15 protein-coding genes and 1 pseudogene are annotated in these 15,510 nt (G+C 67.8%); 10 read left to right on the top strand and 6 right to left on the bottom strand.

Annotated features, from left to right (window positions below):
• Together FV242_RS35310 and FV242_RS35315 are read right to left on the bottom strand one after the other, a co-directional pair.
• Positions 1–504, bottom strand: a pseudogene (locus FV242_RS35310) (cyclic nucleotide-binding protein); the annotation flags it as partial.
• Complete coding sequence (locus FV242_RS35315; RefSeq protein ID WP_246692560.1) at positions 465–914, bottom strand: cyclic nucleotide-binding domain-containing protein; 450 nt, start codon at positions 912–914, stop codon at positions 465–467. The pseudogene FV242_RS35310 and the gene FV242_RS35315, both read right to left, overlap by 40 nt.
• Before the next feature lie 198 nt (positions 915–1,112).
• Between FV242_RS35315 and FV242_RS01255 the strand changes: the two genes are divergently transcribed.
• The 4 genes from FV242_RS01255 to mmsB all read left to right on the top strand — a co-directional run bounded on the left by FV242_RS01255 (position 1,113) and on the right by mmsB (position 6,231).
• On the top strand, positions 1,113–1,865 hold the full coding sequence (locus FV242_RS01255; protein WP_147905673.1) for an SDR family oxidoreductase: 753 nt from the start codon (positions 1,113–1,115) through the stop codon (positions 1,863–1,865).
• A gap of 476 nt (positions 1,866–2,341) precedes the next feature.
• Positions 2,342–3,370, top strand: a complete 1,029-nt coding sequence (gene chvE, locus FV242_RS01260; RefSeq protein WP_246692571.1) for a multiple monosaccharide ABC transporter substrate-binding protein — start codon at positions 2,342–2,344, stop codon at positions 3,368–3,370.
• Positions 3,371–3,469: 99 nt separating this feature from the next.
• Positions 3,470–5,005 (top strand): multiple monosaccharide ABC transporter ATP-binding protein, encoded by a 1,536-nt coding sequence (gene mmsA, locus FV242_RS01265; protein WP_147937655.1) that lies wholly within the window; start codon positions 3,470–3,472, stop codon positions 5,003–5,005.
• On the top strand, positions 5,002–6,231 hold the full coding sequence (mmsB, locus tag FV242_RS01270; RefSeq protein ID WP_147937656.1) for a multiple monosaccharide ABC transporter permease: 1,230 nt from the start codon (positions 5,002–5,004) through the stop codon (positions 6,229–6,231). The genes mmsA and mmsB overlap by 4 nt, the downstream gene beginning before the upstream one ends.
• A gap of 34 nt (positions 6,232–6,265) precedes the next feature.
• Here the strand turns inward: mmsB and FV242_RS01275 are convergent, their stop codons facing one another.
• Positions 6,266–6,607 (bottom strand): hypothetical protein, encoded by a 342-nt coding sequence (locus FV242_RS01275; protein ID WP_147937657.1) that lies wholly within the window; start codon positions 6,605–6,607, stop codon positions 6,266–6,268.
• Positions 6,608–6,721: 114 nt separating this feature from the next.
• The gene (locus tag FV242_RS01280; protein ID WP_246692235.1) at positions 6,722–7,693 is read right to left on the bottom strand and encodes a polyprenyl synthetase family protein; all 972 of its coding nucleotides are present in this window, start codon (positions 7,691–7,693) and stop codon (positions 6,722–6,724) included.
• A 144-nt stretch (positions 7,694–7,837) separates the two neighbouring features.
• Between FV242_RS01280 and mtgA the strand changes: the two genes are divergently transcribed.
• Entirely contained in the window at positions 7,838–8,500 is a 663-nt protein-coding gene (mtgA, locus tag FV242_RS01285) for a monofunctional biosynthetic peptidoglycan transglycosylase (RefSeq protein WP_147937658.1), read from the top strand.
• On the opposite strand, the gene FV242_RS01290 is transcribed toward mtgA, so the two are convergent.
• The gene (locus tag FV242_RS01290) at positions 8,478–9,044 is read right to left on the bottom strand and encodes a hypothetical protein (protein WP_147905668.1); all 567 of its coding nucleotides are present in this window, start codon (positions 9,042–9,044) and stop codon (positions 8,478–8,480) included. The genes mtgA and FV242_RS01290 overlap by 23 nt on opposite strands.
• Before the next feature lie 552 nt (positions 9,045–9,596).
• Between FV242_RS01290 and FV242_RS01300 the strand changes: the two genes are divergently transcribed.
• Positions 9,597–10,217 (top strand): hypothetical protein, encoded by a 621-nt coding sequence (locus tag FV242_RS01300; protein ID WP_147905667.1) that lies wholly within the window; start codon positions 9,597–9,599, stop codon positions 10,215–10,217.
• A gap of 20 nt (positions 10,218–10,237) precedes the next feature.
• Here FV242_RS01300 and FV242_RS01305 read toward each other — a convergent pair whose 3' ends face one another.
• A complete protein-coding gene (locus FV242_RS01305; RefSeq protein ID WP_147937659.1) occupies positions 10,238–11,476 on the bottom strand; it encodes an argininosuccinate synthase in 1,239 nt (412 codons plus the stop codon).
• Positions 11,477–11,679: 203 nt separating this feature from the next.
• On the opposite strand from FV242_RS01305, the gene FV242_RS01310 reads away from it, so the two are divergent.
• From FV242_RS01310 to atpA, 4 genes are all read left to right on the top strand, one after another.
• A complete protein-coding gene (locus FV242_RS01310; protein WP_147905665.1) occupies positions 11,680–12,306 on the top strand; it encodes a 2-hydroxychromene-2-carboxylate isomerase in 627 nt (208 codons plus the stop codon).
• A 93-nt stretch (positions 12,307–12,399) separates the two neighbouring features.
• Positions 12,400–13,092 carry a DsbA family protein gene (locus FV242_RS01315; protein WP_147937660.1) on the top strand — a complete coding sequence of 231 codons (693 nt, stop codon included), beginning with the start codon at positions 12,400–12,402 and terminating at the stop codon, positions 13,090–13,092.
• 216 nt (positions 13,093–13,308) lie between these two features.
• Positions 13,309–13,881, top strand: coding sequence for a F0F1 ATP synthase subunit delta (locus FV242_RS01320; RefSeq protein ID WP_147937661.1), 573 nt, complete (start codon positions 13,309–13,311; stop codon positions 13,879–13,881).
• 55 nt (positions 13,882–13,936) lie between these two features.
• On the top strand, positions 13,937–15,472 hold the full coding sequence (gene atpA / locus FV242_RS01325; RefSeq protein ID WP_147905662.1) for a F0F1 ATP synthase subunit alpha: 1,536 nt from the start codon (positions 13,937–13,939) through the stop codon (positions 15,470–15,472).
• Positions 15,473–15,510: the final 38 nt, after the last annotated feature.

Here is a 15,510-nt window from a genome sequence, read left to right on the forward strand (position 1 = left end):
GAGCACCAGTCCCCGCCCGACCCCGCTGGCCAGCCGTGCAAGCCGACGGACGTCGAGGTGCCGGCCGGGGCGGACCTGGACCCGCATCGCAACGGGCAGGCCGGCGACCTGCGGGTGCAGGGCCTTCGGGCGCGATGCCGCGGGGTCCTGGCGCACCACCAGGTCCATGCGGATCCAGTCGGACCGCACCCGCTCCAGATAGGCGGTCACGCCGGGGCGCGGCGGCGCGCCGGGCTCGGCAAGCAACAGAACATGGTCGCCGAGGCGCTGGCTCAGCCGCGACCACGCGTCGCCGATGTCCCGCGCAACGAACACCGTCCGCGCATGCCGGGCCTCGAAGGCGTGAACCCAGTCCTCGTCGGCCCCATCGGGCCACCGGCTCAGGCAAGCCGTTTTCCCCGGCAGGATCGCGTCGAGGGCGGCGGCGAAGTCGTGGGCGAGCGGCTCCGGGTCCGGGCCATCCGTCACCGCCAGAACCACGAAGGTGCGCGGCGCTTGATGCACCGAATGGCCGTCGTAGAGCGTGCGCAGGCGCTCGGCGAGCATGCGGGCGAAGTAGAGGAGCGTGTGCGATGCTCCGTGATCACGGTCTCGAAGGCGGCGCGGGTCAGGCACAGGAACTGCGAATCCCGCAATGCCATCACGGTCGCGGCGCGCGGCGCCTCGGACAGGAGCGCCATCTCGCCGAAGGTCTCGGGTGGGCGCAGCCTGGCGATCCGGGTGAAGATCCCGTGGCGATCGCGTGTCGAGACGCCGACCGCGCCGGAAACCAGCGTGTAGAGCGCGTCGCCGACATCGCCCTGCTCGAACAGGGTCCGGCCGGCCGGCACCGCCATCGAGACCATGCGGGCACGGACGGCCGAGACCGCCGCCGCGTCGAGCCCGGCCAGGAACGGGATCTCGGGTGCGCTCATCTGCGCTCCGCTGCGGCCGCGATCACACCTGTTTCCCGAAAGGCCCGCATCCCGCCGCTCCCGATCCCGCGTACCGTCATCTCCACCATAGCGTGTTGCCGGTCGCTACGGTCCCCATGCATCTGAAACGGATCGCCCTTCGCGCCGCCACGGCGGTCCGGTACAGCCGGGGCAACGTCATGGAACAGGGAGGCGGCGATGTCGGTAGCTGGTCGGATCGCGATCGTGACCGGAGCGGGGACGGGGGTCGGCAAGGCTTCGGCCCTGGCGCTCGCCGGGGCCGGATGGACCGTCGTGCTGTCCGGGCGGCGGCAGGCGCCGCTCGACGAGGTCGCGGCGCGGATCGAGCCCGGCCGCGCCCTCGTGGTGCCCACCGATGTGACCGACCCGGAGTCGATCGCCAACCTGTTCGCGCAGACCAAAGGCCGGTTCGGCCGTCTCGACCTGCTGTTCAACAATGCCGGGATCGGTGCCCCGGCTGTCCCGCTGGAGGATCTGCCGCTCGAGACCTGGCGCCAGGTGATCGACACCAACCTGACTGCGCTGTTCCTGTGCACCCAGCACGCCTTCCGGATCATGCGCGACCAGGATCCCCGCGGCGGCCGGATCATCAACAATGGTTCGATCTCGGCCCATGCCCCGCGGCCGAATTCGATCGCCTACACGGCGACGAAGCACGCCGTGACCGGCCTGACCAAGGCGACTTCGCTGGATGGGCGCGCCTACGACATCGCCTGCGGCCAGATCGATATCGGCAACGCCGACACCCCGATGGGCGGCAAGATGAAGGCCGGCGTCGCGCAGCCCGATGGCTCGACGCGGCCTGAGGCGGTGATGGACCCGGACCATGTCGGCGACGCGGTGCTGATGATGGCGAACCTTCCCCTGGAGGCGAACGTCCAGTTCATGACCGTGATGGCGACCAAGATGCCGTTCGTCGGCCGCGGCTGAGATCCCGGGCCGTCGCCTGCCGGCGCGGCCCGGCCCACACGGCGCAACCGCCTACAACAGCATCCACGCTTTTTCCGTGTGCTCTGCGCGGCGCCGATTGACGCACCGATTTATAACTCATACAAATCGCTCAACAAAAACGGCCGAGGTACGAACTCGGTCGCGCGCGGGGCGAGGGCCCTCGTAAGCCGTGCGCCGCCTTCGCCAGTTCCGTCACCGGGCGTTCGTCGGACGATCGGGCCGGCGGTTCCGGTGCCGACGACTGGCGACCGTCCCGACACGTCGGGATCGGCTCGCCGAGGAAGTTCTCGCGCAGAGTTGGCTATAGGGCGCCGATCTGCCGACGACGTCCGTCAATCAAAAAAAGCATTCGCTCAACGCGGCGTGCGCCGATCCGGCGCGCGGGACGACAATACGACCGGGGGGACTTGATGATCACCAAGCAGTCATTCTTGAGGCTCGCGCTCGCTGCCACGATGCTGGCCGGCATCGCCGTGCCGGAGGCGCTCGCCGCCGGCGGCGACCTGATCGGTGTCGCCATGCCGACCAAGTCGTCTCAGCGCTGGATCGACGACGGCAACAACATCGTGAAGCAGCTGTCCGCCAAGGGCTACAAGCCGGACCTGCAATACGCCGACGACGACATCCCGAATCAGCTCGCCCAGATCGAGAACATGCTCACCAAAGGGGCAAAAGTCCTCGTGATCGCGTCGATCGACGGCACGACGCTCAGTGACGTGCTGTCGAAAGCCAAGGATGCCGGCGTCAAGGTCATCGCGTACGACCGCTTGATCAAGGGAACCCCGAACGTCGATTTCTACGCCACGTTCGACAACTTCCAGGTTGGCGTGCAGCAGGCCAACTCAATTGTCGACGCGCTCGGGCTGAAGGACGGCAAGGGCCCGTTCAACATCGAGCTGTTCGGCGGCTCGCCGGACGACAACAACGCCTACTTCTTCTACGACGGCGCGCTGTCGGTGCTGAAGCCGTATATCGACGCGAAGAAACTGGTCGTGCGCTCTGGCCAGGCCGGAATGGACAAGGTCTCGACCCTGCGCTGGGATCCGGCCACCGCCCAGGCACGCATGGATAACCTGCTCTCGGCCTATTACGGCAGTGCCAAGCTCGACGCGGTCCTGTCGCCCTACGATGGCATTTCGATCGGCATCATCTCGTCGCTCAAGGGCGTCGGCTACGGCTCCGGCAGCCTGAAGATGCCGGTGGTCAGCGGCCAGGATGCCGAGCTGCAATCGGTCAAATCCATCATCGCCGGCGAACAATACTCGACCGTGTTCAAGGATACGCGCGAGCTGGCCAAGGTGACTGTGGCGATGATCGACGCCATCGAGAACGGCAAGCAGCCCGAGGTGAACGACACCAAAACTTACAACAACGGCAAGAAGATCGTCCCGTCCTTCCTGCTGAAGCCGGTCGTCGTCACCAAGGACAACTGGAAGCCGGTCCTCGTGGAAACCGGCTACTACACGCTCGACCAGCTGAAATAAGCGCGGCGGGGCCGGGGTCCGGTCCCGATCGATCCTGGCCGATGCCGGCATCCCCGGTATCGGCTGCCGACATCTGAACGACGAGCCGGAATTGGTCGCATGCAGCCCGTCCTCGAAATGCGAGGGATTACGAAGACATTTCCCGGCGTCAAGGCGCTCTCCGACGTCAACCTGACGATCCGGCCGGCCGAGATCCATGCCCTGGTCGGGGAGAACGGCGCCGGAAAGTCGACGCTGATGAAGGTCCTGAGCGGGGTCTACCCGCACGGAACCTACGAGGGCGAGATCCATTACGAGGGCCGCCTCAGCGCGTTTCGGGACATCTCGGACAGCGAGCGCGTCGGGATCGTCATCATCCACCAGGAACTCGCGCTGGTTCCGTTCCTGTCGATCGCCGAGAACATCTTCCTCGGCAACGAGCCGGCCCGGTTCGGCATCATCGACCGGGACCGGATGTTCAGCCGGGCGGTCGACCTTCTGAGGACCGTGGGGCTCGAGGAGAACCCCGAAACGCTGGTCACCCATCTCGGCGTCGGCAAGCAGCAGCTCGTGGAGATCGCCAAGGCGCTCTCGAAGAAGGTGAAGCTGCTCATCCTCGATGAGCCGACCGCGAGCCTGAGCGAAAAGGACAGTGACGCGCTCCTGTGCCTGCTCGTCAGCTTTCGAGAACAGGGTATCGCGTCGATCCTGATCTCCCACAAGCTCAACGAGATCTCCAAGGTCGCCGACCGGATCACGGTTCTGCGCGACGGCACCACGGTCGAGACGCTGGATTGCCGTGACGGCACCGTCGATGAGGACCGAATCATCCGGGGCATGGTCGGCCGCGAGATGGCGAACCGGTATCCGGCCCGCGAGCCGCGGCTCGGCGACGTGATGCTGGAGGTGCGCAACTGGACGGTGCACCACGCCGTCCACGCCGACCGGGCGGTGGTGCGCAACGTCAGCCTCACCGTCCGCAAGGGCGAGATCGTCGGGATCGCCGGCCTGATGGGCTCGGGCCGCACCGAACTCGCCATGAGCCTGTTCGGCCGCGCCTACGGCCAGGGCATCTCGGGCCAAGTCCGGATCGAAGGCCGGGACGCCGACGTCTCGTCCATCGGCAAGGCGATCACGGCGGGCATCGCCTACGTCACCGAGGACCGCAAGCAGCTCGGCCTCGTGCTCGACGAGACCATCACCAAGAACACCACGCTGGCGAACCTGCCGGGCGTGTCCAGGGCCGCGGTGATCGACGAGGACAAGGAGTGCGGCGTCGCCACCGACTATCGCGCGAAGATGCGCATCCGCTCCTTCGGAGTCGCGCAGCAGACCGTAAACCTGTCCGGCGGCAACCAGCAGAAGGTCGTGCTGAGCAAGTGGCTGTTCACGCACCCCAAGGTGCTGATGCTGGACGAGCCGACTCGGGGCATCGACGTCGGCGCCAAGTACGAAATCTACGCGATCATCAACGAGCTGGCCGAGGGCGGCAAGGGCGTGCTGATGATCTCGTCCGAGATGCCTGAGCTACTTGGCATGTGCGACCGCATCTACGTGATGAACGAGGGGCGTTTCGTGGGTGAGTTCCAGCGCTCGGAGGCGAGCCAGGAGGCGATCATGCGCGCGATCATGCGCTCGAAGGAACTGAACGGATGACCGAGACCTCTGCGGCCAAGACGATGCCCCCCGGTCCCGAGTCCGTCCCGGACGCCAAGCCCGCTGCCGATGCGCGCGCCAAGCGCGGCTTCCTAGGAACCTCGCAGTTCCGGGATTACGGGCTGGTGATCGCCCTGCTGCTGATCACGCTGTTCTTCGAGTACACGACGAACGGCGTGCTGTTCCAGCCGCTCAACCTGACCAACCTGATCCTGCAGAACAGCTACGTCGTCGTGATGGCGCTGGGCATGCTGCTGGTCATCGTGGCCGGCCATATCGACCTGTCGATCGGCTCGATCGTCGGCTTCGTCGGCGCCCTGGCGGCCCTGCTCATGGTGCATTACGGCATCGACCCGTTCACCGCGACCATCGTGTGCCTCGCGGTCGGCGCCGCCATCGGCGGCCTGCAGGGCGCGTTCGTGGCGTATCTCGGGATCCCGAGCTTCATCGTCACCCTCGCCGGCATGCTGGTGTTCCGGGGCCTGACGCTCGCGCTGTTGCAGGGCGCCTCGATCGGGCCGTTCCCGGAGGTGTTCCAGCTCCTTTCCAAAGGCTTCCTGGTCAACTTCGCCGGGCCCTGGACCGCGATGCTGATGGGGCTCGTGCTCGCGCTCCTCCTGCTCGGCATGAACTGGCAGCGCCGCGCCGTTCAGGTCCGCCACGGAAGCTCGCCGGACAGCCTGGCCTCGTTCATCGCCCGCAACGGCATTATCACCGCGGTGATCCTGGCCTTCGCGTACCAGATGAGTTCGTATCGCGGCCTGCCGAACGTGTTGCTGGTCATGTTCGTGCTGGTGATGATCTACCGCTTCGTCACCACCCGCACGACGATCGGGCGGCGCATCTACGCGCTGGGCGGCAACATCAAGGCCGCACGCCTGTCGGGCATCAAGACCGAGCGGCTCACCTTCCTGACCTTCGCCAACATGGTCGCCCTCGCCGGGCTCGCCGGCATGATCTTCGCCGCGCGCCTCAACACCGCGACCCCGAAGGCCGGCGTCGGGTTCGAGCTCGACGTGATCGCGGCCTGCTTCATCGGCGGCGCCTCGGCCGCGGGCGGCATCGGCAAGGTTTCGGGGGTCGTCATCGGGGCGTTCATCATCGGCGTGATGAACAACGGCATGTCGATCCTCGGGATCGGCATCGACTACCAGCAAGTCATCAAGGGTATCGTGCTGCTCGCGGCTGTCTGCCTCGACGTCTACAACAAGAAGAACCGGGCCTGACGCGACAAGGCTGCTGCTCCCCGGCGGCAAGGGCTCAAGACGTCCGCCCAGGCTGCAGGTCGTCGCTGCGCTCCGGCTGGGTTGGCGGGGCGGGGGGCTGCACGACCTGGGCCATGAGCAGCCGGTGGGGCTGCGGTCCCGACAGCGGGTCGATGGTTCGCGGCTCGGGCACCGGCGGACGCAACGGCGGCGCGGGTGTACGCCGCGCCGGCCTCTTCGGAGCCGGCAGCGCGGAGAAGCCGACACACAGGACGAGGCACGACAAGCCAGTCAGGACACCCTCCACGGAGGGGTCCGTGCGGGTCATCAGATAGCCAAGGCCGCCGAGACCCGAGCCGGCGGCCAGGATGCGGGAGAGCGACGGGTAGGCGGGCATGCCCGACGGTCGCGTCCGCGTCCTTGCCGGGCGGTCAAACCGATCCGTTCAATTGTCGCGAGCCGGCCGGCCCTGCGCCGAGCGCATGCGCAGCACCGGTTTGCGGGAAGCGGTTCAGGTCTTGCGCGCCACCGTGAAGCGGGCGGCGTCCCGCAAGGTCCGGGCGCCCTCGCCCCAGAGCGCCACAGCATCCTCGCAGACGCCGACCAGACGGTCGCACTCGGCCCGGGCGCCGTCCAGGCCCAGGCGATCCACCAGGGTCGCTTTGCCGGCGTCCTTGTCCTTGCCGGTGGCCTTGCCCATCGCCTCGGGCGAGGCTTCCCGGTCGAGGATGTCGTCGGCAATCTGGAACGCCTGGCCCAGTGCCAGACCATAGCGCAGCAGCGCCGCCCGCTGACCCTCGTCGGCCCCGCCGACGATCGCGCCGGCTTCCACCGAGAAGGCCAGGATTGCGCCGGTCTTCATCGCCTGCATCCGCAGGGTGTCGTCCACGTCCATGGTGGCGGCGCCGAACCGCCCTTCGGCGGTGAGGTCGAGGAGCTGGCCGCCGACCATTCCGCCGAGGCCTGAGGCGCGGGCGAGCCCGAGCACGAGGTCGGCGCGGATTCGCGCGTCCGGCTGCCAGGTCGGGTCGGCGACGATCTCGAAGGCGAGCGTCTGCAGCGCGTCGCCCACCAGGATGGCGGTCGCCTCGTCGTAGGCCTTGTGCACCGTCGGCTTGCCGCGGCGCATGTCGTCGTCGTCCATGGCCGGGAGGTCGTCGTGCACGAGGCTGTAGCAATGCACCAGTTCGACACCGGCGCCGGCCGCGAGCGCTGCGGCCTCCGAGCCACCGAGCATCCGGGCGGTCTCGATGGCCAGGAACGGGCGCAGGCGCTTGCCGCCGCCCAGCACCGCGTGCCGCATCGCCTCCATCAGGCGCGGCGGCCGGGCGATCTCGCCGGGGCCGACCTCTGGTCCGAGGCGCTCGACCAGGAAGGTCTCGACCGTCTCGGCGACCTGCGTCAGCCTGTGGGAAAACCCGGCGGCGGGAGTGGCCGTCTTGACCGAACCGGTCTGAGCCTGCGTTGAGGGTATCGAGGTCATCGGGCGCTGCGTCCGGTCTTGGCCTGGCGAAATCAATCGGGCGTCGCTTTGCGCGGAGATGAAATCAAGATCAACCGAACCGGACCCAGGCGGATCGCGGCGGAGCACGCCTTGCCACGCGCTCGCCCGAGGCGGTCCCGCCGTGTGCGCCGGATCGTGGGAGCGCTCCTGCTGCTCCCCGCCGTCGGATTCATCTCCACGCTCACGCTGGCGCTCGTCTATAGCGCGGTGACGCCGCCGTCGACTCTGATGCTCGGACGCTGGTTGTCGCTTCAGCCCGTGAGCCGGGATGCGGTGCCGCTCTCGGCGATCGCGCCGGCGCTGCCCCAAGCGGTGATCGCCTCGGAGGACCAGCGTTTCTGCCTCGATTACGGCGTCGATTTCGGGGCCATCCGCGAGGTCGTGGAGGACGAGGATTCGCCGAGCCGAGGCGCCTCGACCATCGCCATGCAGACGGTGAAGAACGTCTTCCTGTGGCCGGGCCGGTCCTACATCCGCAAGGCGTTCGAGATCCCGCTCGCGCTGGCGCTGGACGCCCTCTGGGGCAAACGGCGGATGATGGAAATCTATCTCAACATCGCCGAATGGGGCGACGGCATCTACGGCGCGCAGGCGGCGAGCCGCCACTGGTTCGGCAAGGACGCGAGCCGGCTGAGCCGGGGAGAAGCCGCCCTTCTGGCCGCCGTGCTGCCGAACCCGATCACCCGCAGCGCCGGCCGCCCCTCCCCCGGGGTCCGCCGCCGCGCCGCGCAGATCCAGGCCATGATGGGACAGATCGAAGGGCTTACGGGCTGTCTCCGGCGATGACGGTCTCCCGTGCTTCGGTGCTGGTCCTGATCGACGCAAGCATGCGCCGTCGCAAGAAACCGCTGACGGGGCGGATCAGCAGCCAATACGGCATGAACTTCAGCCGCGCGGCGCGGCTCGCGCAGAAGACGCGGGTCTCGGTGACGAGCCGGGTCCGGCCGTCGGGGTCACGCCGGGTTTGGAAGGCAAGGGCGAGTTTCGCGATGTGCGTCGCATCGCAGGCCACGAACGCGGCGTCGTCGGCGATCGTCTCGAGCCCGTAATCCGGTCGCCAGAACCGGCCGACCAACCCATAGACGATCTCGCTCTCGCTCCGGCCGAGGAGCGTGAAGTCGTCGAAGCCGAATTGCGGACGCACCGCATCCGGCTTGCCAAGGACGCGCATCGGCCATTCCCGCAGGCCGATCATGAGCCGAAAGAATCGATCCGAATCCGGTCGATAGGCGGCAACGCGGTCGAGGATCGCGGCAGGTTCGGCAGCCACCAGGCAGGCATGCATCTCGCTGAACTGGTAGGTCGGCAGGTATCGGTCGAGGAGGCGCATGCCGGTGTCAGGTAGCGTCCGCTGAATGCGTTTGAGCCGATCGTCCCGCACAGTCATCGCGAGTGCAGCGAAGCGACCAAGGACAGCGCGCGCTCCCCGAACAAGGCGCTATCCTCGCTTGCTTCGCTGCGCTCGCGATGACCGCGTCGGTCGCCCCAAGCCTATCGATCGGAGACCACATTGGCCGCCAATCCTGTGCGCCCGGCTGGTTGCGTTCGACAATAAAATCGTCGCCTACGCATGGCCAATTCAAGAAAAAATTTTCCCGGCACTCGCCCTGCGGCACCAGTACGCGGCTGCGGCCGATCTTGAGGATATCGACACGCCGAACGTCGACTTGAAAGGCCACAGCTTCAGGAAGCAACACCAACGGATCGTGATCGCAGGTGTGGACGGTCGAACCGGCCATGGGCATCCCCGATTCGCGAAATCAAACCCCATCTATGAGTGATCGGACGCCATGCGGGAACAAGGCCGTACCGGGCGGTAGCAGCCTCCGAATCGGCTCTGTAAGAGAGGCGCCAGAACCACGACATCTGGGACCGACCGACCATGAACGACGCCGTCTACGACCTCACCCTCGAGCGCATCGCCCTGATTCGCCGGATGGTGGTCGCCTGGAACGGCGCCGAGCCCGGCGCGCCGATGATTCACCCGGAGGCGCCCTACGGCAGCCACGACCGGGACGGCGACATCGCCAACGTCACCGGGGACGACGACGGCGCCGAGGAGGAGCATCGGGCGCTCGAAGATGGGATTGCGGTTTTCTCGCAGAACGCGAAGCTCAAGCCCGGCCGCTACCAATACCACAACCCGCTCGCCAAGCTGGATTGCGCGGCGATCACCGACGTATTTCGGGATGCCGCCACCGGCGAGACGCCGGAGCACATCACCTTCGCGGTGACGGACGCGCATCTCGCGCTGATCCCGCAGCTCAACCACGTCTGGGACGCGGAACACGGCGTACCGCGCATCGACCTGGAGCGGCCCTATGGCGGGACGGGACCGTACACGCACGCCATGGGGCAGCACATCGGCGGCGCCACCGATGACGACAGCCTGGCCCGGCTTCACCGCGAGATGCAGCCGGCCTTCCAGATCTTCCTGCGCTACGCCGATCTCGGGCCCGGCCCGTTCCGCAGGAATGCCGCGTCGGTCTGGGAGCCCGCCTGAGCGAGGCCCCCGGGGGCCGCTCAGGCGTCCCGCTTCTTGCGCTGCGCCAGGGTGCGCAGCCGGAGCGCGTTCAGCTTGATGAAGCCCGCGGCGTCGCGGTGATCATAGGCCACGGCGCCTTCCTCGAACGTCACGAGGTCCTGATCGTAGAGCGAGTGCGGGCTCTCGCGGCCGATTACGTGGACGCCGCCCTTGTAGAGCTTCAGCCGCACCGTGCCCGTGACCTTCTCCTGGCTCTTGTCGATCAGCGCCTGGATCATCTCGCGCTCAGGCGAGAACCAGAAGCCGTTGTAGATCAGCTCCGCGTATTGCGGCATCAGCTGGTCCTTGAGGTGGGCCGCGCCACGGTCGAGCGTGATCGATTCGATCGCCCGGTGGGCCGGCAGCAGGATCGTGCCGCCCGGCGTCTCGTACATGCCGCGGCTCTTCATGCCGACGAAGCGGTTCTCCACGAGGTCGAGCCGGCCGATGCCGTTGTCGTGGCCGAGCTGGTTGAGCTTGGCCAGCAGGCTCGCGGGCGACAGGGCCTCGCCGTCGATCGAGACCGCGTCACCCCTCTCGAACCCGATGGTGATGATGGTCGGCGTGTCCGGCGCCTGCTCCGGGGAGATCGTCCGGGAGAAGACGTAGTCCGGCACCTCGACTGCCGGATCCTCCAGCACCTTGCCCTCCGAGGAGGCGTGCAGAAGGTTGGCATCCACCGAGAACGGGCTCTCGCCGCGCTTGTCCTTGGCGATCGGGATCTGGTGCTGCTCGGCGAAGGCGATCAGCTGCTCGCGCGAGCGCAGGTCCCACTCGCGCCAGGGGGCGATCACCGTGACGTCGGGCTTCAGCGCGTAGTAGCCGAGCTCGAACCGGACCTGATCATTACCCTTGCCGGTGGCGCCGTGGCAGACCGCGTCGGCCCCGACCTTCTCGGCGATCTCGATCTGCTTCTTGGCGATCAGCGGCCGCGCGATCGAGGTGCCCAGCAGGTACACCCCCTCGTAGACCGCGTTGGCCCGGAACATCGGGAACACGTAGTCCCGTACGAACTCCTCGCGCAGGTCCTCGATGTAGATGTTCTCGGGCTTGATGCCGAGCAGCTCCGCCTTGCGGCGGGCGGGCTCCAGTTCCTCGCCCTGGCCGAGATCGGCCGTGAAGGTGATGACCTCGCAGCCGTAGGTGGTCTGCAGCCACTTCAGGATGATGGAGGTGTCGAGGCCGCCGGAATAGGCCAGCACCACCTTCTTCACGGGGCTCTTCGCGGGATCGGACATGCTGGTTCCGGAACTGGTGCAGGGTGTCGGCGGCTTATCGCGGGCATCATCGGCCTGCAACCGGCGTGCCGCCTCGCGCGTAGCCTGTTGCCGGACGATCGACAGCGTTTCGCCTCATGACGGCCTTGCGGCCGTGTGAGGCACGGCGCGGCGCGGGCATTGCCTGATCCCGGCCGCACGAGAGCATCGGAGAAGCGAAATCTATGGCGCGCCAGCCAACCTTGGAGTTCTGGTACGAATTCGCCTCCTCGTATTCCTATCTGGCGGCGATGCGGATCGAGGCGGCCGCCGCCGATGCGGGCGTGACCGTGCGCTGGCGGCCGTTCCTGGTCGGGCCGCTCTTCGCGGCGCAGGGCTGGACGACGTCGCCGTTCAACCTCTATCCGGCCAAGGGCAAGAACATGTGGCGCGACGTGGAGCGCGAGGCCGCCCGACTCGGCCTGCCGCCGCTCACCCGTCCGGCCCAGTTTCCGCAGAACAGCCTCAGCGCGGTGCGAGCCGCGGTCTACGGGCACGACCAGGATTGGCTGGTGCCGTTCTCGAAGGCGGTCTTCACAGCGAGCTTCGCCGAAGGGCGCTCCATCGCCGAACCGTCCGCGGTGGTCGAGATCCTCGATTCGCTCGGTCTCGACGGCACCCAGACGGTGCGTGCCGCCGCCGGCGAGGCCAACAAGACCCGGCTCCGGGTCAGCGTCGAGGAGGCGCGGTCCCGCGGCATCTACGGCGCCCCGACCTTCCTGGCCGATGACGGCGAGCTGTTCTGGGGCAACGACCGTCTGGACCAGGCCCTGGCCTGGGCGGTTGGCGACCGCCCGGCCGGGATCCGGTAGGGCGGCGTTCACGAACCGGCATCATCTGTCGGCGCAAGTTCCTGTTCCGGCCCCGCTCCGGCCGAACGATCCCCTCTGTCCCGCACGGATTCCATGGCGCTGTCCCGTCGTCACCTCATCGCCGCCGCGGCCGGCGCGTCCCTGGGCGCCGGGCTCGGGCACGCGGCCGCGCAATCCTACGGCCAGCGCGTCGCGGTGACCGGCGATGATGGCCGGCCGGTCGCGAACTCGATCCTGCCGGGTGAGATCACCGGGCAGATCCCGGGCCTGCGCGGGGTCACCTATGCGGGGCCGCGCGAGGCCCAGACCACGCTCTACGAGTTCTTCGACTTCAACTGCCCGTACTGCCGCAAGGCCGCGGCCGATGTGGTGGCGCTGCACGAATCGGATCCGGACCTGCGTGTCGGCCTGGTCAACAATCCGATCCTGTCGCCGCAATCCGTTCAAGCCGCCAAGGTGATGCTGGCCGTCCAGCGCAAGCTCGGCGCTGCGGCGGCATGGGGATTCTACCGGACGCTGCTGAGCAAGCCCGGTCGCATCGACGGACCCGGCGCCCTGACGGCCGCGGCCGCGCTCGGCATCCCGCAGGCGGACGTCGAGGCGATCGCCGACAGCGAGGAGGTCCGGCTGGCGCTCAAGAGCCAGATGCGGATGGCAGCCGACCTCGGCCTCTACGCGACGCCCTCGTACGTCCTGGGCAACAGCGGGATCCTCGGTCACCCCGGCGCCAACGCCATGGCGAAGATGATCGCCAGCACGCGGCGGTGTGATCGCCTGGCCTGCTGAGGCCGGCTGCGTCACACTTCCGCCGCCGTAGCGCGCAGAGCCGCGCCGGTCCGTGTTGCGTGCGGCCATGCTGGCATGCTAGGCGGTCGCCGCGCCACAAGGGCTGGTCCTGGACCGTTCCCATTGCTGGCGCGATCCCACGTCCCGAACGGTATCCGCACCGTGCTCCCAGCCGGAGCGCGCGGATCGGGCGGGCAACAGAGAAGAGAGCGACGGGTGGCGCAGAACGGTTCCGAGGCTGGTCCCCTGGTCGCAGGCGTGGCGGGCCGGTACGCTTCCGCCCTCTTCGAGCTCGCGCGTGACGAGCGCCAGGTCGACGCAGTCGCCGAAGCACTCAATCAATTCGATGGCCTGCTGAAGGAGAGCGCGGACCTGCGCCGCCTCGTCCGCAGCCCGGCCTTCACCCCCAACGAGCAGGTCGCCGCCATCGGTGCCGTGCTCGACCGCGCCGGGATCGGCGGACTGGCCGGCAACTTCATCCGGCTCGCGGCCTCGAACCGGCGCCTCTTCGCCCTGCCGGGCATGATCCGCGCCTTCCGGTCTCTGGTCCAGGACTCGAGGGGCGTCGTGCGCGCCGAGGTGCGGGTGGCCGAACGGCCGTCCGACGCGCTGATCGAAGAGATCAAGGCGTCCCTGCGCGACATCGCCAAGTCCGATGTGGACGTCGATCTGGTCATCGATCCGAGCCTGATCGGCGGCCTCGTCGTCCGGATGGGCTCGCGCATGATCGACGCGTCCCTGAAGACCAAGCTCAACGGTATCCGCCTCGCGATGCGGGCCGCGCGTTAAGCGCGCCCCCATCCGATCCGAACATGCACTGACGATTTAGCGACAGAGGCCGAGTATGGACATCCGCGCCGCCGAGATCTCCGCGATCCTGAAGGACCAGATCAAGAACTTCGGCGAAGAGGCCGAGGTCTCCGAGGTTGGGCAGGTCCTGTCCGTTGGTGACGGCATCGCCCGCGCCTACGGCCTCGACAACGTCCAGGCCGGTGAGATGGTCGAGTTCGAGTCGGGCGTGCGCGGCATGGCGCTCAACCTCGAGCAGGACAACGTCGGCATCGTGATCTTCGGCTCCGACCGTGAGATCAAGGAAGGCCAGACCGTCAAGCGTACCGGCGCCATCGTGGACGTGCCGGTCGGCAAGGGCCTGCTCGGCCGCGTGGTCGACGGCCTCGGCAACCCGATCGACGGCAAGGGTCCGATCGAGTCCACCGAGCGTCGCCGCGTCGACGTGAAGGCGCCGGGCATTATTCCGCGCAAGTCGGTGCACGAGCCGATGGCCACGGGCCTGAAGGCGATCGACGCCCTCATCCCGGTCGGCCGCGGCCAGCGCGAGCTGATCATCGGCGATCGCCAGACCGGCAAGACCGCCATCGCCCTCGACACCATCCTGAACCAGAAGCCCGGCCACGCCGCCGGCGGCGACGAGAAGGCCAAGCTCTTCTGCATCTACGTGGCCATCGGACAGAAGCGCTCCACGGTCGCCCAGTTCGTGAAGGTGCTCGAGGACCAGGGCGCCCTGGAATACTCGATCGTCATCGCCGCCACTGCCTCGGACGCCGCGCCGATGCAGTTCATCGCGCCGTTCGCCGGCTGCGCCATGGGCGAGTATTTCCGCGACAACGGCATGCACGCCGTGATCGTGTATGACGATCTGTCCAAGCAGGCCGTCGCCTACCGCCAGATGTCGCTGCTGCTGCGCCGCCCGCCGGGCCGTGAGGCTTATCCGGGCGACGTGTTCTACCTCCACAGCCGCCTGCTCGAGCGCGCCGCCAAGATGGGCGACGCCGCCGGCAACGGCTCGCTGACCGCGCTCCCGGTCATCGAGACCCAGGCCAACGACGTCTCGGCCTACATCCCGACCAACGTGATCTCGATCACCGACGGCCAGATCTTCCTCGAGACCGACCTGTTCTACCAGGGCATCCGCCCGGCGGTGAACGTCGGCCTCTCGGTGTCGCGGGTGGGCTCCTCGGCCCAGACCAAGGCGATGAAAAAGGTCGCCGGCAAGATCAAGGGCGAGCTGGCGCAGTACCGCGAGATGGCGGCCTTCGCGCAGTTCGGCTCCGATCTCGACGCCTCGACCCAGCAGCTCCTGAACCGCGGCTCGCGGCTCACCGAGCTCCTGAAGCAGCCGCAATTCTCGCCGCTGAAGATGGAAGAGCAGGTTGCGGTGATCTACGCCGGCGTGAACGGCTACCTGGACAAGCTGCCGGTCAACAAGATCCGCGCGTTCGAGGACAGCCTGCTCAGCACGCTGCGCACGAAGCATCAGGACCTGCTCGGCGCCATCGCCACCTCGAAGGACCTGTCGGACGAGAGCGCCGGCAAGCTGAAGAGCGTGGTCGAGGGCGTGGCCAAGTCGATCGGCAACTGATCCGACACGAACCTTGCGACCTCCCCGCGTACGGTGGG

Origin of the sequence: Methylobacterium sp. WL64 (genome assembly GCF_008039945.1) — a bacterium.
In the GTDB taxonomy this organism is placed as follows: Bacteria; Pseudomonadota; Alphaproteobacteria; order Rhizobiales; family Beijerinckiaceae; genus Methylobacterium.